General features: G+C 36.0%; 22 protein-coding genes, 12 tRNA genes, 1 pseudogene, 1 riboswitch and 1 other annotated feature. Of the genes and pseudogenes, 4 read left to right on the top strand and 31 right to left on the bottom strand.

All coding sequences use genetic code 11. The features are described from left to right. Position 1: 1 nt before the first annotated feature. The 7 genes from rlmB to BHF70_RS03430 all read right to left on the bottom strand — a co-directional run bounded on the left by rlmB (position 2) and on the right by BHF70_RS03430 (position 5,943). Positions 2-742, bottom strand: coding sequence for a 23S rRNA (guanosine(2251)-2'-O)-methyltransferase RlmB (rlmB, locus tag BHF70_RS03400; RefSeq protein WP_075758958.1), 741 nt, complete (start codon positions 740-742; stop codon positions 2-4). Next, positions 732-1,169 (bottom strand): Mini-ribonuclease 3, encoded by a 438-nt coding sequence (locus BHF70_RS03405; RefSeq protein WP_075758959.1) that lies wholly within the window; start codon positions 1,167-1,169, stop codon positions 732-734. The genes rlmB and BHF70_RS03405 overlap by 11 nt, the downstream gene beginning before the upstream one ends. Then, positions 1,154-2,557, bottom strand: coding sequence for a cysteine--tRNA ligase (cysS, locus tag BHF70_RS03410; RefSeq protein WP_075758960.1), 1,404 nt, complete (start codon positions 2,555-2,557; stop codon positions 1,154-1,156). Before cysS ends, BHF70_RS03405 begins: the two co-directional genes overlap by 16 nt. A 3-nt stretch (positions 2,558-2,560) precedes the next feature. Further along, complete coding sequence (epsC, locus tag BHF70_RS03415; protein ID WP_075760509.1) at positions 2,561-3,247, bottom strand: serine O-acetyltransferase EpsC; 687 nt, start codon at positions 3,245-3,247, stop codon at positions 2,561-2,563. Between the two features lie 180 nt (positions 3,248-3,427). Then, positions 3,428-3,660 (bottom strand) — a binding site (T-box leader). A gap of 54 nt (positions 3,661-3,714) precedes the next feature. Then, positions 3,715-4,269, bottom strand: coding sequence for a biotin transporter BioY (locus BHF70_RS03420; RefSeq protein WP_075758961.1), 555 nt, complete (start codon positions 4,267-4,269; stop codon positions 3,715-3,717). Positions 4,270-4,297: 28 nt separating this feature from the next. Continuing rightward, positions 4,298-5,251, bottom strand: a complete 954-nt coding sequence (bioB, locus tag BHF70_RS03425; protein WP_075758962.1) for a biotin synthase BioB — start codon at positions 5,249-5,251, stop codon at positions 4,298-4,300. 140 nt (positions 5,252-5,391) lie between these two features. Beyond that, entirely contained in the window at positions 5,392-5,943 is a 552-nt protein-coding gene (locus BHF70_RS03430; protein WP_075758963.1) for a sugar O-acetyltransferase, read from the bottom strand. A 119-nt stretch (positions 5,944-6,062) separates the two neighbouring features. On the opposite strand from BHF70_RS03430, the gene BHF70_RS03435 reads away from it, so the two are divergent. Next, positions 6,063-6,317, top strand: coding sequence for an HPr family phosphocarrier protein (locus BHF70_RS03435; protein ID WP_075760510.1), 255 nt, complete (start codon positions 6,063-6,065; stop codon positions 6,315-6,317). Between the two features lie 73 nt (positions 6,318-6,390). On the opposite strand, the gene BHF70_RS03440 is transcribed toward BHF70_RS03435, so the two are convergent. The 15 genes from BHF70_RS03440 to pcrA form a co-directional block, all read right to left on the bottom strand. After that, positions 6,391-9,003: a cation-translocating P-type ATPase gene (locus BHF70_RS03440; RefSeq protein ID WP_075758964.1), complete on the bottom strand. Its 2,613-nt coding sequence runs from the start codon at positions 9,001-9,003 to the stop codon at positions 6,391-6,393. Positions 9,004-9,289: 286 nt separating this feature from the next. Further along, a tRNA-Lys gene (locus BHF70_RS03445) sits at positions 9,290-9,362 on the bottom strand. 6 nt (positions 9,363-9,368) lie between these two features. Beyond that, positions 9,369-9,440, bottom strand: a tRNA-Gln gene (locus tag BHF70_RS03450). 20 nt (positions 9,441-9,460) lie between these two features. After that, a tRNA-His gene (locus BHF70_RS03455) sits at positions 9,461-9,534 on the bottom strand. A 37-nt stretch (positions 9,535-9,571) separates the two neighbouring features. Beyond that, positions 9,572-9,645: transfer RNA gene (locus BHF70_RS03460), tRNA-Arg, on the bottom strand. Between the two features lie 6 nt (positions 9,646-9,651). After that, a tRNA-Gly gene (locus BHF70_RS03465) sits at positions 9,652-9,722 on the bottom strand. A 4-nt stretch (positions 9,723-9,726) separates the two neighbouring features. After that, positions 9,727-9,801: transfer RNA gene (locus BHF70_RS03470), tRNA-Pro, on the bottom strand. A 94-nt stretch (positions 9,802-9,895) separates the two neighbouring features. After that, positions 9,896-9,977, bottom strand: a tRNA-Leu gene (locus BHF70_RS03475). A gap of 21 nt (positions 9,978-9,998) precedes the next feature. Next, positions 9,999-10,071 (bottom strand) — tRNA-Lys (locus BHF70_RS03480). 27 nt (positions 10,072-10,098) lie between these two features. Next, a tRNA-His gene (locus tag BHF70_RS03485) sits at positions 10,099-10,172 on the bottom strand. Positions 10,173-10,208: 36 nt separating this feature from the next. Further along, positions 10,209-10,282, bottom strand: a tRNA-Arg gene (locus tag BHF70_RS03490). Positions 10,283-10,286: 4 nt separating this feature from the next. After that, positions 10,287-10,357, bottom strand: a tRNA-Gly gene (locus BHF70_RS03495). A 4-nt stretch (positions 10,358-10,361) separates the two neighbouring features. Further along, positions 10,362-10,436: transfer RNA gene (locus BHF70_RS03500), tRNA-Pro, on the bottom strand. A 204-nt stretch (positions 10,437-10,640) separates the two neighbouring features. Beyond that, positions 10,641-10,907: a DUF4366 domain-containing protein gene (locus tag BHF70_RS03505; RefSeq protein ID WP_075758965.1), complete on the bottom strand. Its 267-nt coding sequence runs from the start codon at positions 10,905-10,907 to the stop codon at positions 10,641-10,643. Between the two features lie 65 nt (positions 10,908-10,972). After that, positions 10,973-13,183: a DNA helicase PcrA gene (gene pcrA, locus BHF70_RS03510; RefSeq protein ID WP_075758966.1), complete on the bottom strand. Its 2,211-nt coding sequence runs from the start codon at positions 13,181-13,183 to the stop codon at positions 10,973-10,975. 129 nt (positions 13,184-13,312) lie between these two features. Here pcrA and BHF70_RS03515 point away from each other — a divergent pair, with 129 nt between their 5' ends. Continuing rightward, on the top strand, positions 13,313-13,924 hold the full coding sequence (locus tag BHF70_RS03515) for a DUF1836 domain-containing protein (protein ID WP_075758967.1): 612 nt from the start codon (positions 13,313-13,315) through the stop codon (positions 13,922-13,924). 7 nt (positions 13,925-13,931) lie between these two features. On the opposite strand, the gene BHF70_RS03520 is transcribed toward BHF70_RS03515, so the two are convergent. The 3 genes from BHF70_RS03520 to BHF70_RS03530 form a co-directional block, all read right to left on the bottom strand. After that, on the bottom strand, positions 13,932-14,219 hold the full coding sequence (locus BHF70_RS03520) for a YerC/YecD family TrpR-related protein (RefSeq protein ID WP_075758968.1): 288 nt from the start codon (positions 14,217-14,219) through the stop codon (positions 13,932-13,934). Positions 14,220-14,289: 70 nt separating this feature from the next. Continuing rightward, positions 14,290-15,702, bottom strand: coding sequence for an alanine/glycine:cation symporter family protein (locus BHF70_RS03525; RefSeq protein WP_075758969.1), 1,413 nt, complete (start codon positions 15,700-15,702; stop codon positions 14,290-14,292). A gap of 156 nt (positions 15,703-15,858) precedes the next feature. Beyond that, a riboswitch (glycine riboswitch) is annotated at positions 15,859-15,955 on the bottom strand. A gap of 102 nt (positions 15,956-16,057) precedes the next feature. Continuing rightward, complete coding sequence (locus BHF70_RS03530) at positions 16,058-17,323, bottom strand: glycosyl hydrolase family 18 protein (protein ID WP_075758970.1); 1,266 nt, start codon at positions 17,321-17,323, stop codon at positions 16,058-16,060. A 356-nt stretch (positions 17,324-17,679) separates the two neighbouring features. On the opposite strand from BHF70_RS03530, the gene BHF70_RS03535 reads away from it, so the two are divergent. Then, positions 17,680-18,687 (top strand): ABC transporter substrate-binding protein, encoded by a 1,008-nt coding sequence (locus BHF70_RS03535; RefSeq protein ID WP_075758971.1) that lies wholly within the window; start codon positions 17,680-17,682, stop codon positions 18,685-18,687. A gap of 300 nt (positions 18,688-18,987) precedes the next feature. Here BHF70_RS03535 and BHF70_RS03540 read toward each other — a convergent pair whose 3' ends face one another. From BHF70_RS03540 to BHF70_RS03565, 6 genes and pseudogenes are all read right to left on the bottom strand, one after another. After that, positions 18,988-19,713 carry a LytR/AlgR family response regulator transcription factor gene (locus BHF70_RS03540; protein ID WP_075758972.1) on the bottom strand — a complete coding sequence of 242 codons (726 nt, stop codon included), beginning with the start codon at positions 19,711-19,713 and terminating at the stop codon, positions 18,988-18,990. Between the two features lie 127 nt (positions 19,714-19,840). After that, complete coding sequence (gene nrdG, locus BHF70_RS03545) at positions 19,841-20,326, bottom strand: anaerobic ribonucleoside-triphosphate reductase activating protein (protein ID WP_075758973.1); 486 nt, start codon at positions 20,324-20,326, stop codon at positions 19,841-19,843. A gap of 11 nt (positions 20,327-20,337) precedes the next feature. Next, positions 20,338-22,527 carry an anaerobic ribonucleoside-triphosphate reductase gene (gene nrdD / locus BHF70_RS03550; protein WP_075758974.1) on the bottom strand — a complete coding sequence of 730 codons (2,190 nt, stop codon included), beginning with the start codon at positions 22,525-22,527 and terminating at the stop codon, positions 20,338-20,340. Positions 22,528-22,661: 134 nt separating this feature from the next. Further along, positions 22,662-23,219 (bottom strand): manganese efflux pump MntP, encoded by a 558-nt coding sequence (locus tag BHF70_RS03555; protein ID WP_075758975.1) that lies wholly within the window; start codon positions 23,217-23,219, stop codon positions 22,662-22,664. 10 nt (positions 23,220-23,229) lie between these two features. After that, positions 23,230-24,296, bottom strand: a pseudogene (locus BHF70_RS13000) (MATE family efflux transporter). Between the two features lie 145 nt (positions 24,297-24,441). Beyond that, the gene (locus BHF70_RS03565) at positions 24,442-24,903 is read right to left on the bottom strand and encodes a methylated-DNA--[protein]-cysteine S-methyltransferase (protein WP_075758976.1); all 462 of its coding nucleotides are present in this window, start codon (positions 24,901-24,903) and stop codon (positions 24,442-24,444) included. Between the two features lie 128 nt (positions 24,904-25,031). On the opposite strand from BHF70_RS03565, the gene BHF70_RS03570 reads away from it, so the two are divergent. Further along, positions 25,032-26,306: an HlyC/CorC family transporter gene (locus BHF70_RS03570; protein ID WP_075758977.1), complete on the top strand. Its 1,275-nt coding sequence runs from the start codon at positions 25,032-25,034 to the stop codon at positions 26,304-26,306. The last annotated feature ends 36 nt before the right edge of the window (positions 26,307-26,342 follow it).

Here is a 26,342-nt window from a genome sequence, read left to right on the forward strand (position 1 = left end):
TTTATTTTCCCATCCGCTGTCTGACAATTTCAAAAGCAAGAACTCCTGCTGCTACTGATGCATTTAAGGAGTCAATGTCTCCTTTCATCGGGATTGATGTGATAAAATCACATTTTTCTTTAACAAGACGACTCACCCCTGATCCCTCATTTCCAATAACCAAGCCTATAGATCCAGTCAGATTTTGATCATACATAGTATCTCCATCCATATCGGCACACACAAACCACATGCCACGCTCTTTCAACTCTTCCATTGTCCTGGCGATATTTGTTACTTTTACAACTGGTGTATAATTGATTGCACCAGCAGATGTTTTTGCAACTGTTGGCGTCAATCCAACAGCACGATGTTTTGGAATAATAACTCCGTGGGCACCTGCCAGATTAGCTGTACGGATAATTGCGCCAAGATTATGAGGATCTTCAATTCCATCAAGAAGAATGAAAAAAGGAGATTCTCCCTTTTCCTCTGCTTTTTCAAACAAGTCGTCAATTGATGCATACTCATATGCCGCTACCATGGCAACAACGCCCTGATGATGTTCATTTGTCAATTGATTTAAACGATCCTTATCCACAAACTTTAATATAGCATCTGTTTTTTTTGCTTCTCTTACAATAGTTCGAATAGGTCCATCCTGACAACCATCCAAAATAAATATCTTATCAATTGTTTTTTTTGCTCGTAATGCTTCAATCACTGCATTACGCCCTGCAATTAAATATTCTTTATGATTCATGTTTCTCTCCCAAATCAAAACCTTTTCCTACCAGTTCTATCAAACGATCCATCTGTCCATTTAAATACAAGTACCCCATTAATGCTTCAAATCCTGTGGCTTTACGATAATCCATCATTGATGCATTCTTTGCAATAGTACCTGACTTTGCATTTCTTCCTCGCTTGTAAACTGCCACTTCTTCTTCTGTAAGATTTTTTTCAATTTTTTTATATAATGCTGCCTGCGCTGAAGCTTTTGCCATACTACTGGATTTTTTATGATACTTATTTACACTCATATTTCCATCTGCAAGCACAATAGTACGAATAATAATTTCATAAATCGCATCACCGATATATGCCAATCCAAGTGGAGAATAACTTTTAGGATCCAGATTTGAAAGGTCCAGTTTTCCTTGTATCTTCTTAACTAAGCTCTGCTCCATTTTACACCTTCTCTTGTATCTTTTAATACGATTCCCTGTTCAAGGAGCTGATCACGTATTTCATCTGCACGTGCAAAATTCTTTTCTTTACGTGCCTGCTGACGTTCTTCGATCAGCTTTTCAATTTCCTCATCCAGTATTTCCTCTTCTTTTTTTGTTTCAATTCCCAATACTCCGCATAAGGTTTCAAACGTATTAAGAACAGAAGCTGCATATGCTGATCCATATTTTTTCACAGTTGAATTGGACTCTCTTACAATTTCAAAAATTGCTGCCACTGCATCTGCTGTATTAAAATCATCTTCCATGGCATCTTCAAATTTCTTTACAAGTTCTTTTATAATATCCAGATGCTCCAAAGCTTCTGGTGAAATATCATCAGTGTCTTTTTTCGCTGCCGCATCACGACAGATATCTACTGCGTTTAATATTCTTTCCAAACCTGTTTTCGCACTTTCAACCAGAGTATCACTGAAATTTAATGGAGTACGGTAATGTGCGCTTAACATAAAAAATCGAATAACCTGTAAAGGATATTTCTCACTGATTTCTCTTACAGTAAAGAAATTTCCTGCAGATTTGGACATTTTTTTATTATCAATATTTAAAAATCCATTATGCATCCAATATTTTGAAAAACATTCTCCATTACATGCCTCACTTTGTGCAATTTCATTTTCGTGATGAGGGAAAATCAAATCTTCTCCTCCTGCATGAATATCAATGGTATCTCCAATATATTTTTTGGACATTTCTGAGCATTCTATATGCCATCCCGGACGACCTTCTCCCCATGGAGAGTTCCATGCAATTTCTCCTTCTTTTTTAGGCTTCCATAACACAAAATCAAGAGGATCTTTTTTTCCTTCCTCTCCAGTTACTTTAATCTCACGATGCCCTGCTTCCAGATCATCAATATTCTTTTTTGAAAGTTTTCCATAATCTTTAAAAGATCGTGTTTTAAAATAAACAGTTCCATCAACCTCATAGGCATGACCTTTTTCAATCAGTTTCTGAATCATCGCAATCATGCCATCAATTTCTTCTGTTGCTCTTGGCTGATGTGTTGCGGGTTTAATATTCAGACCTTCCATATCCTGTTTGCATTCTTTAATATAACGTTCTGCAATCTCCATTGCACTAACGCCTTCTTCATTTGCTTTTTTAATGATCTTATCGTCTACATCTGTAAAATTTGATACATAATTCACATCATATCCTTTGTACTCAAAATAACGTCGAACAGTATCAAAAATAATCATCGGTCTGGCATTTCCAATATGGATAAAATTATATACTGTTGGCCCACATACATACATACCAACCTTTCCTGGTTTTACTGGAACAAATTCTTCTTTTTGTCTTGTTAGGGTATTATAAATTTTCATCTGTTATTTTTCCTTTCTTATATGTTCAAACTTTTCGCAATGTGCAATAAAAGTCTGCAATGCCTGACGTAATTCAGCATTTTCCTTCGCAAGTTTTTCCAGATCCAGATCAATTGGATTTGGAAGATCCATCTGATCCAGATCAAAACTTTGTATACGATTGACTCTTTCGCCATCTCTCTTAATAACCTTACCAGGTACACCGACAACCGTTGAATTAGGCGGTACATCAGATACAACAACACTTCCCGCACCAATCTTTGAGTTTTCTCCAATTGTAATAGAACCTAAAACCTTTGCTCCGGAACTAACCATTACATTATCTTCAATCGTCGGATGACGTTTTCCTGTCTCATGACCTGTACCTCCAAGAGTAACTCCCTGATACAATGTAACATTATTCCCGATAATGGTAGTTTCTCCTATTACAACTCCATGACCATGATCGATGAAAAATCCTTCTCCAATCTGTGCACCCGGATGTATCTCAATCCCAGTTTTTCGTGCCATTTTCTGTGAAATCTTTCGTGCAGTATAAAAATGTCCTTTTTCATATAATTTATGTGCAATGCGGTACCAATAAAGTGCTTTTACATAAGGATACAGAAATACTTCCTTTTCTTCCTTTAATGCCGGATCCCTCATTTTAATCGTATCGTACTGGCTTTTCGCAAACTTTCGAAAACCCATCATATTACATTACCTCCCAAATTCTGCTTAATAATATTCATGGAAAGACTTTTACTCTTTAGCGTAACAAGGTCTTTCCTGGTAAAAGAACAACACGGACAAGTCTGTTTTCGCAGAGCTTTTTTTATTACATAGGAAATTCAAGGGAATTTCCTATGTAATAAAAAAACTCCGTCTCATAAAAGAGACGAAGTAATCCGCGGTTCCACTCTTTATAGAAGCTCTATCACTACCAGTGAAAAGCTTCCTCTCAAAAATCCGTTAACGCCGGCAACGTACGAAACTACTTTAACTGTTCGTTTCGTCTGCTCCCAGATGCATTCCCAAAATCTTTCCTCAAAACTGCTTTCAGCCGGTGACAGTTTCTCTCTGACAGTTCCAATAATGGTACTAATTCTGCTCTCAGCATTTGACTATGATTAGTTTATGCTTTTTCCAATGAAATGTCAACCGACATTTTGGGTTTTCTATGATGCCATTTCCATTTTGCCAACAGTTTTTTTAACTGCACTTCCCAAAATTACAGCAATGATCATCTTAATAAAATCTCCTGGAAGATAAGGAATCACTCCTTCATAAAGCCCCTGAATAAATGTGAGATGCATCTGATAACATAACCACAAAGTGCCAAATGCATATGTAACAGCTGTTCCAATAATCATTCCTATAACTGATGCCACTGGATTTCCATTAAATTTTTCAACAAACCATCCACTAATAATTGCCATAAATATAAAACCTATCAAATATCCACCTGTTGGTCCTGCCAATTTTGCCAGTCCACCACTGAAAGCTGAAAAAACAGGAAGTCCAACTGCACCTAGAAGCAGATATACAAGATAACTGATGGTACCTCTTTTCCATCCAATGACCATTGCGATAAAATAAATAGCCAGGTTCGTAAAAGAAATAGGAACCGGTGTAAATGGAAGCGTTATTGACAAGGGTCCTAAGATGCATGTCAATGCTGCCATTAAGCCAATGATTGTAATATCCTTTGTTTGTAATTGATGTTTTTCCATAATATTTTTCCTTTCATTTTTTGCCAGATTATATAGTATATCCTGCCTCTAGCAGCATATCAATATCCTGTTTTGTATTATTTCCGCTGGTTGTGAGCATATCACCAGTTAGAGCTGCATTGGCTCCTGATAAAAATGCCCTTTTACCGGAATGTTCCATCAGCAGCCTTCCTGCTGCAAGCCGTATATCAGCTTCCGGATTAATCAGACGAAAAATAGCGATAATTCTTAATATTTCATCTTCACATAAAGATTCTCTATTTTCTAACATAGTACCCTTAATCGGAATCAGCATATTTAAAGGTATAGAATCAACACCAAGCTCCTGCAGGGAAATCGCCATATCAATTCGATCCTGCCAGGTTTCTCCCATTCCGAAGATTCCACCAGAACAAATTTTTAATCCTGCCTTTTTTGCTCTTTTTATATTCTCCACCTTTTCTTCCCATGTATGTGTTGTACAGATATAAGGAAAAAATCTTTTTGATGTTTCCAGGTTACAATGATAATATTTTACGCCACTATTGTAAAGTTCATAAAACTGTTCTTGGGTTAATAAGCCATGAGATGCACACAAATGAATTCCGCAGGTTTCTGCAATCATACGGTAAGCTTCCAAAGCTTTTTCAAACTCATTTCCTGTAAGGCTTCGTCCGGCTGTAACTATTGAATATCGATGAACACCCTTCTCTTCCTGCTTTTTACAGTCTTCTCTAATAACTTCAGGTTGAAGAAATCCATAACTTTCAACTCCCGTATCATGGCAATGAGACTGTGCACAAAATTTACAATCCTCTCCACATCTTCCACTTTTCCCATTAATGATCGTACATAAATTAGCCTGATTACCTTTAAAATATTTTCTTACTTCATCTGCGCATTGACATAACCATTCTAAATCTCCCTCCAGCAAAAAAGATAAATCATCTTTACGTCCAAGTCTTTTTCCTGCTGTTATTTCTTCCACTATTTGTTTATTCATAGTAATTTCCTCCCTGCTTTCTGAAGTATACACAGGATTCGTTATATTGTCAACCTTATTTTAAATAGTGGTTAACAATTATTTAAAATATAAAGCAGTTTTTCACTGCTTTATTTATCCAAAAAAAATAGAATATTCTGTTATATTTTCCGTATCTCTTTACATGGATTTCCTGCTGCAACAACCCCTGACGGAATATCTTTTGTTACAACACTTCCTGCACCTATAGTGACATTATCTCCTATAGTTACTCCCGGAAGAATAGTCACATTTCCACCAATCCATACATTATCTCCTATGGTAACAGGCAAGGCCCATTCCAAGCCCATATTCCTTCGTTTTATATCTGTTGGATGTTGTGCTGTATAAATATTCACGTTAGGAGCAATGTATACATTGCTTCCAATGGTAACCCCTCCTCCATCCAGAATTGTCAGATTAAAATTAGAGAAAAAATTTTCTCCAATTTGGGTTCTGTATCCATAATCAAAGTACAACGGAGATTCTAAATGAAAATTCTTTCCTGTTTTTCCAATTAATTGCTTTATGATTTTTTTTCGTTGTTCCTTGTTATCAATCTGAAGCTGATTGTACTGGTAAGTTAGTTTTTTTGCAGCAGTTCTCTCCGCAATCAATGCCTCATCGTCTGCATGATACATAATTCCCAATAACATCTTTTGCTTTTCTGTCATTTTGTGTCCCTCCGATTATAATATTTTACCATAAATGATTCATTGGCAAAAGGAATTTGACTTTCTTTTAAGAAAATTGTAGGATGAATACAAAATATGAAGAAAAGGAAGGATTACCCATGAAAAAGAACTATACAATTTTATTAGATTCGATTAACAGCGTTAAAGATTTTGCCGATATGATTGCTCGATTTGATTCTGAAATTACCCTAGCCTCAGGAAGATATATTGTTAATGCCAAATCTATTATGGGAATTTTCAGTTTGGAATTAAACGGCCCATTAAAGTTAACTATATATGGTGAAAAAGAGATTGATAAACTAGATGAAGCTATAAAACCTTTTTTATATCATGAAAAAACAAACGATAATTAAAATCAAAGTAATACTTAAATAATTTCCCCCATAAATTAGATATCTGATCTGGTTTATGGGGGATTTATTATTCCTATGCTTTTTTCAGTCTGCATATGATGGCCTTTAAACACTGGATAATCGGAAGATTTAAAAATGCAAGACCATATACCATCAATAATTGCCAGATTCCCAATGTCTGTACTTTAAACATAGCATGCAATCCTGGCACCATAACAACTGTTGTAATCAATATTGTCCCGACTAAAAATGCTCCTGCAAGATATTTATTATTTAAAAATCTTTTTGTAAAAATAACCGGTGAATCTGATTTGCTGTTATAACCATGTACAAGGCGTGACATACACAATGTGGCAAACGCCATTGTCCGTGCAAGCAATGGATTCCCTATTCTTAACCCAATCATATATGCAATCATTGTCATAACAGATATTACAAAGCCTTCCATACCGATTCTTAATAGAAAATCTTTTGTAAGAATAGATTCATTCATCGGTCGCGGTTTTTGTTCCATTACCTTATCGGTATGAGGTTCCAGTCCAAGAGCAATTGCAGGAAGACTATCCGTCAGCAAATTGATAAACAGCAGATGTACTGCTGAAAATGGAACCGGCAAAGCCAGAACAGATGCATACAACACCACAAGAATCCCTCCAAAATTTCCAGATAGCAGAAACTGGATTGAATGTTTTATATTTTCATATACATTCCTTCCATTTTCCACAGCCTTAATGATGGTGGCAAAATTATCATCTGTCAAAATCATAGAAGATGCATCTTTTGATACCTCAGTTCCGGTAATCCCCATTGCCACACCGATATCAGCCTGCTTCAATGCTGGAGCATCATTAACTCCATCCCCCGTCATTGCAACAATATTCCCTTTTTCCTGCCACGCACGGACAATACGGATCTTATGTTCCGGAGATACTCTTGCGTATACAGAGATTCCTTCTACAAAATCCTGCAACTCTTCATCTGATAAAGCATCGATTTCCATTCCCTCACAGGCTTCTTTTTCATCTTTCAGAATACCAATTCGTTTAGCAATGGCTGCGGCAGTTACCTTATGATCACCTGTAATCATGACAGGTTTCATTCCTGCCCTGATACATTCAGCCACTGCCATTTTGGATTCTTTTCTTGGAGGATCCATCATGGAGATGAGACCTAGGAATATATAATCAGTTTCATCTTCATCAGTAATTTCTTCTATGCTATCCATTTTCTTATAAGCAAAAGCCAATACCCTTAATCCTTTTTTTGAAAATTCCTGATTTTGTCTCTGAATTTCTTTTTTATCTTCTTCTGTAATCGGACAGACATTTCCTTTAATCTGTATCTGCGTAAGACGATCTAAAAGTACATCCACTGCACCTTTCGTAATCATAATTCGTCCCTGATTCAGATTATGAAGAGTTGACATTAATTTTCGATCACTATCAAAAGGAACTTCTGAAATTCTCGGGTATTTCCCCCTGATTTTCTCTGCATTTGTTCCAAGTCTATTTCCAAGACTGATCAAAGCTGTCTCTGTAGGATCTCCGATTTCCTTTTCATCTATAACTGTTGCATCAGAACATAAAATACTTGCATTCAGCAACTGTTGTATTAATGGATTTTCTTTTGTCAGAACATCCGCAGAATAACACTTTTTCTCTACATAATAGTGTTCCACAGTCATTTTATTCTGTGTTAACGTTCCTGTTTTATCAGAACATATAACAGATACACTTCCAAGACCTTCAACCGCCTGCAGCTTTCTTATAATTGCTCCTTCTTTTGCCATTTTTCTTGTTCCAAATGACAAAACAATAGTAACTATAGAACTTAATGCCTCAGGAATTGCGGCAACAGCCAAAGCTACTGCAAACATAAATGCATCACCTATTGGTTTCCCCTGCCATACATTGATTCCAAATAAAAGAGCACAGAAAGCCATGATAATAATTGATAATTTTTGTCCGAACTGATCCAGATTCACCTGCAACGGAGTTCTTTTTTCTGATGTATTTTTTAATAAAGCCGCAATCTTCCCGACTTCTGTTTCCATTCCGGTTGCTGTCACCAGGAAAGAACCTCTCCCATATGTTACAAAGCTTCCAGAAAACAGCATATTCTTCTGATCTCCTAATGCTACTGTTTCATCTAAAACCAAATCTTCTTTATCAACAGCAACACTTTCTCCAGTCAATGCGCTTTCATCTACTTTCAGACTTGCACTAGTAAGAATACGTCCATCAGCCGGTATCTGATCTCCTGCCTCAAGGACGATTTCATCTCCAACTGTAACATCTCTGGATGGAATTTTTACAATCTGACCGTTACGCAAAACTTTTGCACTTGGAGATGATAATTTTTTTAACCCTGCAAGAGACTGTTCTGCCTTAAGAGTTTGAACGGTCCCTAAAATCGCATTCACTGTAATAACAATCAAAATAACCAATGCACTTTCAATATCACCTAAAAAGCCGGAAATCACCGCAGCAACTATCAGGATAACTACAAGAAAATCTTTGTATTGTTCCAGAAAGATCTGAAATGTGCTTTTCTTTTTTCCTTCCACCAGTTCATTTTTCCCATATTGCTCCTGATGTGCTTTAACTTGTTCATCTGTCAACGGTTTTAGAGAACCATTGAGCTGTTTTCGGACTTCTGTTTTCGTCTGTTGATAGAACTCTTTCATAAACACTTCTCCTTCTTTCTATATTGTTATTTTTTATTGAACGGTTATCGGTATTTATTACATAGGAAATTCAAAAGAATTTCCTATGTAATAAAAAAAGACCTTTATTGCATCTAAATAAATGCAATAAAAGTCTCGCTGTTTCATTACGATACGGGCAAAAATTCTGCCGAGTTTGACGACACCGCAAACGCCTGCTGCGCCAGCTACTCCCTTTTATTTGAAAATATAATAATCAAATATTTTTCATATGTCAATCATTTTTTCAAAATAATTGACATACAAGTGAGCGTGCGGGGATTCGAACCCCGGACAACTTGATTAAAAGTCAAGTGCTCTACCACCTGAGCTACACACCCTTAAAACTGGGCTAGCTGGATTCGAACCAGCGAATGCAGCAGTCAAAGTGCTGTGCCTTACCGCTTGGCGATAGCCCATTATTATTTTATAAAAAAAAGGTGGGTAATGGGATTCGAACCCACGGCCTCCAGAGCCACAATCTGGCGCGCTAACCAGCTGCGCTATACCCACCGTAATACTTCTTCATTTCTTTCTAAAAAAAGAAAAACGAGCCTGAAGGGATTCGAACCCCCGACCCACGGCTTAGAAGGCCGTTGCTCTATCCAGCTGAGCTACAGACTCAAAAAAAGCGGGTGATGGGAATCGAACCCACGTGATCAGCTTGGAAGGCTGGAGTTCTACCATTGAACTACACCCGCATAATCGGGGTGACAGGATTCGAACCTGCGACCTCTTGATCCCAAATCAAGCGCTCTAGCCAAGCTGAGCCACACCCCGTTGGTATATTTAAGTGTTAACTATTCTTCACTCACAACAAAATTAATTATACGCTAGTTCGAATCATTTGTCAACACTTTTTTTATTTTTTTAATGCGGATAACAGGAGTTGAACCTGCACGTCCTAAGACACTAGAACCTAAATCTAGCGCGTCTGCCAATTCCGCCATATCCGCACATTTGGATAAATCCAAAAGTGAGCGTGCGGGGATTCGAACCCCGGACAACTTGATTAAAAGTCAAGTGCTCTACCACCTGAGCTACACACCCTTAATACTGCTATAAGCATAAATATAAGGTGGGTAATGGGATTCGAACCCACGGCCTCCAGAGCCACAATCTGGCGCGCTAACCAGCTGCGCTATACCCACCATAATATCTGTTCATTTCTTTCTTAAAAAGAAAAACGAGCCTGAAGGGATTCGAACCCCCGACCCACGGCTTAGAAGGCCGTTGCTCTATCCAGCTGAGCTACAGACTCAAAAAGCGGGTGATGGGAATCGAACCCACGTGATCAGCTTGGAAGGCTGGAGTTCTACCATTGAACTACACCCGCATAATCGGGGTGACAGGATTCGAACCTGCGACCTCTTGATCCCAAATCAAGCGCTCTAGCCAAGCTGAGCCACACCCCGGAATTACACTGAGATTTTCTCTCGTTTAACTGTTTTCCTCAACAGCAAGATTTATTATACAGAAGGTCTCTGCAAATGTCAACATTTTTTTTAATTTTTTTATAACTTATAAAAAATGTCGATTTTATGCGGTTTTAACTGCTTTCCTGTCAAAAAAATATAATAGAGCATCTGATTTTTCAGATGCTCTATTGTCAGACTTTTTTATTCTACTTCGTCAATGTCATCTTCCGTTACATCAAGTTCTTCATCATCGAAGAAATCTTCATCAAAATCATCATCGAAATCTTCATCAAAATCATCCATATAATCAGGTGTCAGATATTTATAAACTGCATATGCAATTCCTGCTACGGCTGCAATTGCACCGATAATAGCAAGAGCCCACACAATCTTATTTTCTTCTTTCTCCTTCTTGCCGATCATATCGGATACCTTGGCAACACTTAATAATTCCTCTAAATTTTTCATGTCATTCACCCTTTCTTATGTGTTTTTTTTATTATATCACTTATTCTGTTTCATTACTAACTTTTTTAATGATTTTCATCCACTTTTTTCAATTTTGCAAAAGAGGCAAACATTTTCTTTACTCCACATTTTTCAAAATCTACTGTTACTTCAAAATCACGACCTCCAGAAACAATTTCCGTCACTTTTCCACATCCAAATTTCATGTGCTTAACATAGTCTCCCACATTGTAAGATAGAGATTCTATCTGTGTAGAAGAAAAGGATTTTGCCTGATAGGGCTTTCTAAATTTTTGATTCCTGTTAGAAGAAAACAAAGCTTTTTCCGGACGCTTATCTTTCAAATTAATTCCTTGATCCAGTTTCAAGAGCTCTTTTGGTATCTCATCTACAAAACGAGACACCTTATTAAATTGTGTTCTTCCCTGCATCATTCTTCTCTGTGCGGCACTCAAAAACAATTTATCCTTGGCACGGGTAATACCTACATAACATAAACGACGTTCTTCCTCCATCTCTTCCTCATCTTCCGACATGATCGTCATATATCCTGGAAAAATACCGTCTTCCATACCACAAATAAATACATAAGGAAATTCAAGTCCTTTTGCACTATGTAATGTCATCAGTACCACTCTATTATCTGATTCTTCCAGATTATCAATATCAGCTACAAGGGCTATTTCCTCCAAAAGTCCAGAAAGATCCGATTCTTCAGCTTCTTTTTCATAAGTTACGATTTTATTTAGAAGTTCATTGATATTTTCAATTCTTCCTTCTGCTTCCTCTGTTCCTTCTGCTTTCAATCCTTCTACATAACCTGTCTGCTCAATTATATAATGAAACAATTCCTCCAGAGAACTTTCCTGCTGTTTTCTCCTGAAATCACTTATTAAATCTGCAAAAGTCTGTATCTTCTTTTTAGCATTTCCTAAAGTGGTAATGTCCGCCGCAGAAAAACAGGCATCCAAAAATCCCATATTATGTTCCATAGCATATGTCTGAATTTTATCAATGGATGCGGCCCCAATTCCTCTACGCGGAACATTTATGATTCGTTTTGCTGCCAGGTCATCCATACCATTGTCAACTGCTTTCAGATAACAAATCATATCTTTTATTTCTTTTCTCTGATAGAAATTAGTTCCTCCAACAATTCTATAAGGAATATTTTTCAGCATAAAACGCTCTTCAAATACACGGGACTGAGCATTGGTCCTGTATAATACAGCCATATTTTTAAATTCATAACCATCATTGGATAATTCTTCTATTTTATTTACAATCTGCCCTGCTTCTTCATATTCTGTCCCATACTGATGAAATTCAATTAAATCTCCTTCTTCATTCTCTGTCCATAGTTTTTTTTCTTTTCTTCCCTCATTGTTGGCAATTACCTCATTGGCAGCATTCAGGATATTTTTTGTAGACCTGTAATTTTGTTCAAGCTTTATTGTAACTGCATCAGGAAATACATTCTCAAAATTCAGAATATTCTTAACATTGGCACCGCGAAATTTATAAATTGACTGATCATCATCACCTACAACACAAAGATTACGATATTTCCTTGCCAGCATGCTTATCAGCTGAAACTGAATAGTATTGGTATCCTGATACTCGTCCACCATTATATAACGAAATCTTTCCTGATAATAATCTAAAATTTCCGGATGAAACTGAAACAGTTCAACAGTTTTAAACAGCAAATCATCAAAATCCAATGCATTATTAGATTTTAACTGTTTTTGATACTCTTTGTATATTTCCGCAATCTTTTTCTTTTTAAAATCAAACTGATATTTCATTTCATATTCAGAAGGTGTAATAAACTCATCTTTTGCAGAAGAAATTGCATTCATGATCCGTCTTTCCGGCATCAGTTTAGTATCCACTTTAAAACGTTTGCAAATATCTTTAATTAAAGATTTCTGATCATCAGCATCATAAATCGTAAAGCTATTTCCATAACCAAGTTTATCAATATGGCGTCTTAAGATTCTGACACAGGTGGAATGAAATGTACTGACCCAGATATGTTCAGCTCCATATCCAACCAGATTATCCACTCGTTCTCTCATTTCTCTTGCTGCTTTATTAGTAAATGTTATCGCCATTATATGATACGGGTTTACTCCCTGCTCAATTAAATAAGCAATTCTGTGAGTGAGTACTCTTGTTTTACCGGAGCCCGCTCCTGCCAGTAACAATAACGGTCCTTCCGTACAAAAAACAGCCTCTCTCTGCTGTTCATTTAATGTATCATAATTCCCCATAATTTTATCCCTTTCTAAATTCTAATTGGAATGATTTTTAGTATATCATATCCGTAGTCAAAATGCATCGAGCTCTTGTCAGATAGTTTAAATAACCGTATAATGTAATTACGAAATAAGGAGAAGACTATGGAATTCGAAAACAAATTAGAAAAATGGATGAAACTTGATTATGTACTGCCCGAAGATATTCCTAATATTGATCTTTACATGGATCAGGTTACAACTTTTCTTGAGGAACAGCTTTTAAATACAAAGCGATTTGATACAGATAAAATTTTTACAAAAACAATGATAAACAATTATTCAAAGAATCAGCTTTTACCACCTTCTTACAAAAAGAAGTACTCTAAAAACCATATAATTCTTTTGATTTATATTTATTATCTCAAAAATTTTCTGTCAATATCTGATATTAAATCCATTTTAGATCCCCTCACAGAACATTTTTATGACAGCAAGGACAAGAATGCATTTTATAAAATTTATGAGGAATTATATAGCATAGAACACGATCATACCACGGCCATAAAGCAATCTATTTTAGATACTGCCCAAAAAGCCCAGGAAACATTTTCCGGTATTTCTGAGGACTCTGAAAAAAAATTTTTACAACAGTTTTCTTTTATCGCTTTACTGGGATATGATATTTATCTTCGAAAGCAAGTCATTGAAAAAATGATTGATGAACTGTATCAGCCCGAGGAAAACAGAAAAAAAGGTGAAAAAAAGAAGAAATAGGAAAATCCTATTTCTTCATTTTTTTAAATACCATATCGTAGCCGTCACTTCCATAATTCAGTGAACGATTTACCCTGCTGATAGTTGCTGTAGAGGCACCTGTCTTCTCTGCAACTTCCAGATAAGTATGCTTGTCCCTCAGCATAGATGCAACTTCAAATCTCTGGGCCAACGATTCTAATTCATTTACTGTGCATAAATCCTCAAAAAATGTAAAACATTCTTCTTCTGTCTCCAACGTTAAAACAGCCTGAAACAATCTTTTCACAGCCTCTGTCTTAATCTTCTTACTCATTGGCTTTTACTTCCTTTCTATGCTTCTATTCCAAATATACAGCATCAGCACGCTAAAGTAAAGAAGTATTTTATCCCTTTATATTTTTTAATCTCGTAAAATAACTTTTAGTTTCCGATACCACATCTCCATTTAGAGCCAGCAAGGCAATCAGGTTCGGAAATGCCATCAATCCATTACAAATATCTGCAATTGTCCAGACTGCTTCCAGAGTCATAAATGGTCCAATAAATACAGCCAGAATATACAACCACTTGAATACTGTTACAAAAATTTGTTTTCCATTGGTCAAATATTCCAGACAACGTTCACTATAATAGTCCCATCCAAGAATAGTCGTAAATGCAAAAAATACCAGACACATCATCAGTAAGAAGGTTGATACTCTTTCAGGAAACGGAAGTCCCAAGGAAAAAGCTCTGGTAGTTACATCAACACCATCCAGACCAACATTCCAGCTTCCGGTAATCACAATCGTCAAACCTGTCATTGTACATACAACAATTGTGTCAATAAACGTTCCTGTCATTGATACCAATCCCTGACGCACAGGTTCATTGGTCTGAGCTGCAGCAGCTGCAATCGGTGCAGAACCAAGCCCTGCTTCATTTGAGAAAATCCCGCGTGCAATTCCCTTCTGCATTGCAACCATCATAGCTCCCATTGCTCCTCCAACTGCTGCCCTTAATCCGAATGCAGACTGAACAATTTCCACAAAAGCTCCCGGAACCTGAGGAAGATGTGTTACAACGACCAAAAGACATATTGTAATATATGTAACTGCCATAAACGGCACAATAACTTCAGATACTTTGGAAATACGCTTAATTCCACCAATAACAACCATTCCTACACAAACAGTTAGAATAATTCCTGCAATGATGATGCTCCATGAATAATCCATTCCAAACAGTTTCACTGTATGTACATTATTGGGATCAAAGAAATTTCGCACAGCAGTAGTAATCCCATTCACCTGTGTAAATGTACCAATTCCAAATAAACCAACCATGGTACCGAAGATACAGAATAGTTTTGCCAGCCACTTCCAGTTTTTTCCCATTCCTTTTTCAATGTAGTAAAATGGTCCGCCTAAAGCATGTCCATCTTCATCAATTTCACGATATTTTACAGCAAGCATTCCTTCCGCATATTTTGTAGCCATTCCAAAAAAAGCAGCCAGCCACATCCAGAATAAAGCTCCTGGACCTCCTGCTACAATTGCAGTAGCACATCCTACGATATTTCCAGTTCCAATGGTTGCAGAAAGTGCTGTACATAATGCTCCAAAACTGCTTACTTCTCCCTTTCCATCTTCTTCATTGTGAAAAATATAATGCAATGCTTTTCCAAGATGTTTCACTTGAAGGCCTCTCAAACGCAGCGTTAGAAAAATTCCCGTTGCCAAAATTAATATAATCAGGGGCAGCCCCCAAACAAGGTTGTCAATGCTCACCAGAGCATCATTTAATGTTTTAAACATTGTTTTTCCTCCCAAAAATTAAAATTTATCATACGAATATATTTCTGATAACTTCTTTTACGCATAAAATAACTTTCAAGTCTTCCCGGTTGCCGCAACGCAAAAAAAGAGCTGATAAAACATCAGCCCCTAAAGAGTATCTACACATTACATTGCTTATAAAGCTCTGTCCTTTTGCCTGAGAGATTGGCTGTTCTTTCTTATAGCCGTACACCTTCGGCGCTCACTTATGAGACTCTCCAGAGATTTTGTTTTCATTTTTCTGAAAACCATGTTCATCATTTTTAATCCGCAATGTATACTTTATCGAAAATATACTGTTTTTGCAAGTATTTTTTGTTTTTTTCAACGATTTTTATTCTAATATGTACATATTGTTTAAATACATCCAATTTGCACGAAAAGGGCGCATCAGATTCCAGTATCCTGCTCCCAAAAAACCATAAGATGTAATCAGCTGAATTTTTGCTTCAATACTCCTTACATCTTCAAACCATACTTCATGTTCTATATTATCTGCCTTGTAATGGAAATATGGAGATTTTGCTATTTCATCAAATTCTATGACTGCCTCATACTCCAGTGCACGTTCTACTGCCTGAACATTTCCTATGGTCTCTGCTTTTGTAATACCTGATTCATATGGCAATGGCCAGTCATATCCATAATTTGGAATCCCCATTAAAATTTTTTCTTCTGGTATTTCTGTTACTGCATAATCCAAAACCTGACGAACTTTGTTTAATGGTGCCACAGCCATAGGCGGCCCATATGTATATCCCCACTCGTAAGTCATTAAAAATACAGTATTTGCAGCCTCTCCTAAAGCCTTATAATCTACTCCCTCATATAGCAATCCCGGCTGGTTTTTCGAAATCTTCGGTGCCAGTGCCACTGATACCTGATATCCCTTTGCTGACATAACTTCCCTTAAATTTCTCACAAAAGCAGCATAACCATCTCGGTTTTCTGCCAGAATATACTCAAAATCTATATCTACACTTCTATATTTTTTACTTTCCACTTCTAAAAGAAGATTTTCAATCAATCGTTCCTGCATGGGAAGATCTTCTACTACTGCCTTTACTAGTTGATTACTAAAAGTTCCATTTTCAGAGAAAGGTGTCAAAACCAAAATCGGGTCTACACCCATTTTAATTGCCTTCTGAATCAAACGTTCTTCTCCATGAGGAGGTATAAGATCCCCCATTCTTGTAAATCCATATGAAAAAATCAACAGCTTTCCCACATATAAAAGAATTTCATTTAATATTTCTTCTAAGATAAACGGATATGCATATCCCATAATCTGTAAAATTTCTTTCTTCGATTCCTCATAAGATATAACCAGTACATCTCCTGGATGCAGTGAATCCTGCAATATCCATAGATTATTTCTTAAAATTTGTTTTATTGAAATTCCATACTTCTGGCTGATAGAAAACAAAGAATCCCCAGCAGAAACTTCATATACAATTTCCGGAATTAAAATTAACAGCGCCTGCCCAATAACCAGTTTTTCATTCCTCAATTGATTGTTGAAAATAATACTTTGAGAAGATACTCCATATCTATATGCAATAGATTCTATCGTTTCTCCTGCTTCTGTTACATGTATCATGGAAACATCCTTTTTCTTTCATTCTATAAATATTTTTTAACAACTATACTTACGAAATTCAGATTTTATATATTTTTCAAAAAAAAATTTCACAACATATTTTTATCAAATTATTATCACATTTTTTTCACATTTTATGGTTAAACTATGACTATAGCAAGTAGCTAATATACATTGCTAACTTTGCTAAAACTTTTTTTCATACTTTTTCATAATGCCGGAAGTTAATTCTTCCGGCTCCTCTTTTTTTCTCCGTTAAACACAATTAATAATCTCTTCTATATCCACTCAATAGCTTTTCACATTTTACTCTATTTCTTCATATACTATACCAACGTATATTTTAAGGAGCATTTATGAGATTTCGAAAAATCTTCGCATTACTGCTTTCAGTCTCCATAGTCTGTATCTTTTCTACCGGCTGTGATCCAAAGGATAAAAAAACTGACAAACTGACAAAAGTCACCTTAAACGAAGTTACACACTCTATTTTTTATGCCCCTCAATATGTTGCAATTGAAAAAGGATATTTTAAAGAAGAAGGAATAGATTTAAAAGTTGATACAGGTTTTGGTGCAGATAAAACAATGACTGCCGTTATTTCTGATAATGCAGATATTGGTTTTATGGGACCGGAAGCTGCTATATATCAATATAATGAAGGTAATAAAGACTATGCTGTCTGTTTTGCTCAGTTAACCCAGCGTGCCGGCAATTTTCTCGTATCCAGAAAAAAAATCAAAGATTTTCACTGGACAGATTTAAAAGGAAAAAATTTAATTGGCGGTAGAAAAGGTGGTATGCCACAGATGATTCTTGAATATATTTTAAAACAAAATGGGTTAAATCCAGAAAAAGATGTAAATCTAATTCAAAATATTGATTTTGCCAATACCTCTGGGGCATTTGCAGGAGGTACTGGTGATTTTACTGTAGAATTTGAACCTAATGCAACAGCTCTTGAAAAACAAGGTGCCGGATATGTAGTTTCTTCCCTTGGGGTAGAAAGCGGATTTGTACCATATACAGCCTACTGTGCCAAAAAAAGCTACCTGAAAAAAAATCCGAATATCATTCAGGGTTTTACCAATGCCATTGCAAAAGGCCAATCCTATGTCGAAAAACATTCTCCAGAAGATATTGCAGAAGTCATCGGCAATCAATTTCCTGATGTATCCAAGAACGACCTGACAAAGATCATAAAGCGTTATAAAAAACAGGACACTTATAAAACAACTCCAGATTTTTCCAAAGATGGTTTCAACCTGCTCCAGGATATTTTAAAAGATGCCGGTGAGTTAAAAGAAAATGTTCCATTTGATAAACTTATTGATCAATCTTTTGCAAAAAAAGCATCTTACTGATCATTTTAAATGATAAAAGCCGGAAGTCTCAACAACTTCCGGCAACATTTTAACATTTCACTTATGTTGTCCGGGATATCGTCTCCGCTCCTACACAAGACAATATCCTCTAAACAAACATCCTTGTACCATATTGATTTATGACATACCGTACCGTGGCATCTATACTTTCTAATTCCCCTTTGATGAATTATCCTCCCCTGACGCACATTTATATTATACTTCACTTTATCTATAAAATCTTTTCCAGTTTTGTCATTTTTTTGTCTAATTTTGCATATATTGACTCTCATTGCAAATTTAGAATAAATGTGACTCGAACCACTGCAGATACTTTTCACGTACTTCTTTCTGATATCTGCGGCTGACTGGAATTTTAGTACCATCCTTTACAAGAATCTCTTCTCTCTGGAATCTTATGATATGACACATTCCAACCATAAAACTTGCATGACATCGAACAATCTTCGACTCATCTAGAATTTCTTCCAGTTCCACTATCTTCATTTTTGTCTGAATAACCTTCTTCTCTGTAAAAATATATGTTATTCTGTTCTTTCGTTCTGCATATAAAATATCTTTTAATCGCACAATTTCAAATCCACTGTTCTTTATTGGAATCTGAACTTTTTCATTATATTCCTGATTTAAATGCAGCCATTTCTGGTAGATTTCCGGAAGACGTTGCTTTAATTCATATTTCATTACATAATATATATGATCCGTAGTATATACTTCTGTGGCATATTCCAGATAATTCGTCATATAAACCACAGAACATTGCGGTATAGATTGATTAATGTACTTTACAGTTTCAATACCCGTCAGACCATTCATTTCAATATCAATAAATAATATATCGGGATATATTTTCCCATTCTGGCAATCTTCAACAAGACTTTGTCCACTCCTATATTGTGTAATCTCTATATCTTTTTTTATTTCATCAAAAAATTCCCGAATAAGCCTTGCGGCATCCTCCAGTTCTTTTTTATTATCATCGCATATGACAATTCTTTGGACCACTGATATAACCCTCACTTTATTACTTTAACTCATAGAATCAAAATCTATGTTAATGATAACATATTTTTACTATATTTTCAGTACAAAAAAGAAGTATTCTACATTTTCATGCAAAATACTTCTTTTTCTAATTATTTATCTCTATAATCCTCTGATTTCTGCTCCCTCTAAACTGCAGGGAAATATCTTTTTCTTCTTCAATAAACTGTCCATCTACAAGTATATCAATATATGATAGCATTTCTTTAGTATTTTCTGTATATTTTTTTCCACCTTCCTGCAGATCAGAATCAAATGTGTATCCTGTATAACACCATACAGTTTTATCTGGATAAAAGGTCTTGATCTTCTTTAACAGCTTACACAAAACTTCCTGATTTTCTTCCTCAAATGGTTCCCCTCCCAAAAGAGAAAATCCTTCAATATAATCAGGTCTCAGCATTTTAATAATCTGATCTTCCGTTTCTTGTGTGTAAGGCTGTCCATATTGAAAATCCCAGGTTTCCCTATTAAAACATCCAGGGCAGCAATTTCGACAGCCTGATACAAAAAGGCTGACCCTAACTCCTGGTCCATTGGCAATATCACACTTTTTTATATTCCCATAATACATATTATCACCTTTTATAAATGAAGAACTCTATCTTTTATTTCCTGTGTACGACCCTGATTCCAGAATTGAGTTCCTATATAACCACATGTCCGCCGTGCAACAAACATATGATCCTGATCAGTATTTCCACAGTTTGGACATTTCCAAATTAATTTCCCGGATTCATCTTTCTCTATCTTAATTTCTCCATCATAACCGCATACTTCACAATAATCGCTTTTAGTATTTAATTCCGCATACATAATATTATCATAAATAAACTGCATGACAGTCAGTACTGCCTGAATATTATTCTGCATATTAGGGACTTCAATATAACTGATAGCTCCTCCCGGAGATAATTTCTGGAATTCTGATTCAAATTCCAATTTGGTAAATGCATCGATTTCCTCCGTTACATGAACATGATAACTATTTGTAATATAATTTTTATCTGTAACTCCTTCAATAATTCCAAATCGTTTCTGAAGACACTTGGCAAATTTATATGTGGTAGATTCCATTGGAGTTCCATATACAGAATAACTGATATTTTCTGCTTCTTTCCATTCTTTACATTTATCATTAAGTTTTTGCATTACCTTTAATGCAAATTCTTTTCCAGCAGGATCAGTGTGTGATTTACCCGTCATTCTGACGCACATTTCATAAAGACCCGCGTATCCAAGAGAAATAGTTGAGTATCCATTGTATAACAATTTGTCAATTTTTTCTCCTTTTTTCAAACGTGCAAGTGCTCCATGCTGCCATAAAATCGGTGCAACATCTGAAACAGTTCCTAACAGCCTTTCATGGCGACATCTTAAAGCACGATGGCATAATTCCAGACGTTCTTCTAGAATTTCCCAGAATCTACTCATATCTCCATAAGAAGAACATGCCACATCAACAAGATTGATCGTAACAACCCCCTGATTAAAACGTCCATAATATTTATGACTTCCATCAGGATTTCTCTGTGAATCTTCCACTGTAAGGAAAGAACGGCATCCCATACAGGTATACACATCTCCCTGTTTTAACTGCCGCATTACTTTTGCTGATATATAATCCGGAACCATACGTTTTGCTGTACATTTGGCTGCCAGCTCTGTTAAATACCAGTATTTTGAATCCGGTGTAATATTATCATCATCCAATGCATAAATCAGCTTTGGAAAGGCAGGTGTAATCCATACACCTTTTTCATTTTTTACTCCCTGGATTCTCTGTTTCAGCACTTCTTCAATAACAAGTGCAAGATCGTCTCTTATCTGTCCTTCCGGCACTTCATCCAGATACATAAAAACAGTAACAAATGGTGCCTGTCCATTACATGTCATCAATGTAACAAGCTGATACTGAATAGTTTGAATTCCCTGTTTGACTTCATCATAAAGACGCATCTCAGTAATCTTATCAATAATCGTTTCATCCATGCTTTCACCAGATGCTTTTCTTTCTCGAATAACATTTTGACGAAGTTTCTTACGACTAATATCTACAAATGGGGCAAGATGAGCAAGTGTAAATGACTGTCCTCCATATTGGTTACTTGCAACCTGAGCAACGATCTGTGTAGTCACATTACATGCTGTAAAAAATGAATGGGGTTTTTCAATCATAGTTTCACTAATAACTGTCCCATTCTGGAGCATATCTTCCAAATTGATCAAATCGCAATTATGTTCTTTCTGAGCAAAGTAATCAGAATCATGAAAATGGATGATACCTTCTTCATGAGCTTTGACGATTTCATCTGGAAGCAGAACACGTTTGGATAAATCCTTACTGACTTCTCCAGCCATATAATCTCTCTGCGTTGAATTGATTACTGGATTCTTATTAGAATTTTCCTGATTAACCTCTTCGTTTATGTTCTCCAGCAATGACAAAATTCCATCATCTGTTGTATTTGATTTTCTGGAGATTTCTCTCTTATAACGGTATCTCACATATTTCTGTGCTACCTCATAACCTCTCATCTCCATGATTCCTGTTTCAACCATATTCTGGATATCTTCCACGTTAACCGCGTGGGAAGATGTTTTTACCTGCTGTGCAACATTATCTGCAATGGCAACAATCTGATATTTATTCATTTGATGAATCTTTGGCACTTCTTTATTTGCTTTGCCTATGGCATTACTGATTTTCTCAATATTAAACTCTACCTCTTCTCCATTTCGTTTGATTATCTTCGTTTTTACTTCAGAATTCATATTTTCCACCTCATATATTTTATACCAAATATTGTTATTAGTTCATTCTTCAGACACAACATATTGTGCTGCATCCCTATCATACACCGTTTTATGAAAAAAAGAAAGGAAATCTTTCATCTTTTTATAATTCTTTATAACACTCCTAAATGCTCCAAAAGAATCTTCATACCTAAAAGTATCAGAATTACTCCTCCTGCCAGTTCTGCTTTAGATTTATATTTTGTCCCAAATAGATTCCCGATTTTTACTCCTGCTGCAGATATAACAAATGTGCTGATTCCAATCGTAGAAGCTGCTTCAACAATATTTACCTTTAAAAAAGCAAACGTGATTCCAACAGCTAAAGCATCAATGCTGGTGGCAACTGCTAAAAGAAACATTTCCTTAACAGCCAGCGAATCATCTGCTTCTTCATCTTCAGATTCTGCTTCTTTTATCATATTCATTCCGATCATTCCCAGAAGGATAAAAGCAATCCAGTGATCTACCCTTGTAATCTGCTCTTTGAACTGTGTCCCTAATAAGTATCCTAAAACGGGCATTCCGGCCTGAAAAACTCCAAACCACAATCCTACCACAGAAGCTTTTTCAATAGTTGCCCTTTTCATAGCAAGTCCTTTACAAATCGATACTGCAAAAGCATCCATTGCCAGTCCTACTGATAAAATCAACAGTGTCAAAAAATCCATGTTTTTTCTCCTATCTTATGTAATGTATTATATGATGATTAATTCTTCGGTAAAAAAATGTACTTACTGCCACAGAAGCAATTTCTGCAACTGGATAAGCAAACCAAACCATGGATAATTCCCCAATCCTTGAAAATAAAAATGCTACTGGAAGCAATACTATTAACTGCCTTGCAACAGAAACCATCATACTGTAGATTCCATTTCCCAAAGCCTGAAATACCCCTGATAAAATAACGCAATATCCTGCAAAAACAAAGCTCAGACTAATAATTCTTAAGGCCGGAACACCAATCTGCAACATCGTTTCCGAAGCATCAAACAGCATTAATAGCCTTCCAGGTATCGTTTGGATAATAACCAATCCAACTGCCATAATTCCAACTGCATAACAGACCCGATGGACTGCATAATAAAACATAGCGAGAATCCAAGCTGCATTCTGTCCAATAACAGTTGCAGTTGCTGCTCCTGCTATTCCCATTTTAGGCAAACCAAAATATCCAAAAATAAGAATAGGATCCAGAATAATATTGATCAGTGCTCCCATTCCCTGAGTAATCATAGTATAAATAGTTCTTCCTGTAGACTGAAGAAGTCTTTCAAAAGTCATCTGCCCCATAAGTCCGAAGGAACAGATACAACATATTCTCAGATACATTGTTCCTCCTTAAACAATGGTCGGAATATTTGTTTGCTTTACCATAAATCCATGGACAAAAATAGACCTGTACATAAAAAAATCAAATAACCAATAGACACCAGAAACAACCCATGATCAGCACAGCTATTTACTTTTTCCTGATTCCCTTCTCCCAGACTTCTGGAAAGAAGAGAATTAATTCCGACAGCCAGTCCTGCTACAACAGCAATCATCAAATTCTGTATGGGGAATGCCATTGATACTGCTGTCAATGCATGCTCGCTTAATCTGGATACAAAAATACTATCTACAACATTATATAATGCCTGAACAGTCATTGAAATCATCATGGGAAATGACATAGAAATTACCAGCTTAGATACCGGCATAGTTCCCATTTTATTTTCTTCTATATTCTCTTTTTTCCCTTTCATATCTTTCTTTCCCTTTTTGCCTCTTATCTTATTAATAACCGAAACGTTGCTGCTCATAATACACAACTTCTTATTGTATAAATAAAAGGAATATTATGTCAAGACATAATACTCCTTCTCTTAATAAATCACCTGGAAAAGACGATTAAAGTGCATGTTCCAATTCTAAAAGAAATTCTTTTAAATCCAGTCCTCCTGAATATCCAGTTAAAGATCCATTAATTCCAATTACTCTGTGGCATGGCACCACTATAGCTATTGGATTCTGATTATTCGCCATTCCAACCGCCCTGCAGCCCTTTGGAATTCCAATCTTCTCTGCAATATCCTTATATGTACAAGTCTGTCCGTAAGGTATCTCACACAATGCTTTCCAAACCTTCTGTTGAAATTCTGTTCCATGAAAAGATAAGGGAAGATCAAATTCTGTTCTCTCTCCAGCAAAATATTCCGTCAGCTGATATGCAGTATTCTGAATATTTGGGGTTTCTCTTTTCATTCCGACGTCTCTTCCTTGTGTGTGGAAATGTATGCCACATATGCCATGCCCGTCATCCACAATTGTTAATCTTCCGATTGGAAAATTATAATCGTAATAGTATCTCATATGCCCATCTCCTTTACATATACATTGTATCAGATTGAATAGAGTTGACAAGTCTTAATTTCTTTCGTAAAATTGTGGTAATTGAACATGAAAACAATTTTTTAATTTTATCTAGGAGGGATTTTAATTTGGACCCCAGTGTCATATTCCAGCTTATAGGAATTATTATTTTATTAGCTCTTTCTGCTTATTTTTCTTCAGCAGAAACTGCCTTAACAACAGTTAACCAGCATGCAGTTCGTGCAATAGCAGAAGATGGTGATAAGCGGGCAGAAACCGTTTTGAAGCTTATCGAGAATCCCAGTCAGATGCTTTCCAGCATTCTGGTTGGAAATAACCTTGTAAATATATCTGTTACATCTTTATCTACAACCCTGGCCATTGAAATTTTCGGCAATATGGGAGCTGGTATTGCAACTGGTATTTTGACTGTTCTTGTTTTAATTTTTGGTGAAATTACACCAAAGACTTATGCAACTATTAAGAACACAAAGCTTGCGTTATCTTATGCTTCCAGCATTTATTTTATTACCAGACTTTTAACTCCTGTTGTTTTTATCATCAATAAACTTTCAACAGGGCTGCTGATTCTGCTTCATATTGATTCTAAACAATCCAAACAAATTATGACTGAGAGGGAGCTGCGCACCATTGTAGATGTCAGTCATGAAGACGGGGTTATTGAAGATGATGAAAAGGATATGTTAAACAATGTTTTTGATTTTAAGGATGCAATTGCCAAAGACATAATGATTCCAAGAATCGATGTATCCTTCGTCTCTATTGATTCCTCATATGATGAAGTTATGGAAACATTTACAGAAGCACGTTTTTCCAGACTCCCAGTCTACGAAGGAAGCAAAGATAAAGTTGTTGGCATCGTATATTTAAAAGATGTATATTTTTACAGAACAAAACATCGTGATGAAGTTTTCCAGCTAAAAGATGTTCTAAGAGAACCTTTTTTTACTTATGAAACACAAAAAGTTTCCAGCCTTTTATCTCAAATGCGGGAAAAATCTGTTAGTTTCTCTATTGTATTAGATGAATATGGAATTACTGCTGGACTTATTACATTAGAAGATATTGTAGAAGAAATTTTTGGTGAAATCCGTGATGAATATGACCAAGATGAAATGAACAGTTTCCAGCAGCTGGATGATGGATCCTATCTTGTAGATGCTTCCATGAAACTGGACGATCTAAATGATCTGATTGATACTGATATTACATCTGAAGACTACGATTCACTTGGCGGTTATATGATCGAACTACTGGATCACCTCCCAGAAGAAGGGGAAACCGCTGAAGATCAACAGTTTATTTTTCAGATTGATCATGTTGAAAAAAATCGCATGGAAACGATTCACATGAAAAGAAAATCTCATACTGAAACTGAATAAGAAATATGTTATGTAATGAATAAGACCATGACTTCA

It is taken from the genome of Anaerostipes sp. 494a (assembly GCF_001940315.1).
In the GTDB taxonomy this organism is placed as follows: Bacteria; Bacillota; Clostridia; order Lachnospirales; family Lachnospiraceae; genus Anaerostipes; species Anaerostipes faecalis.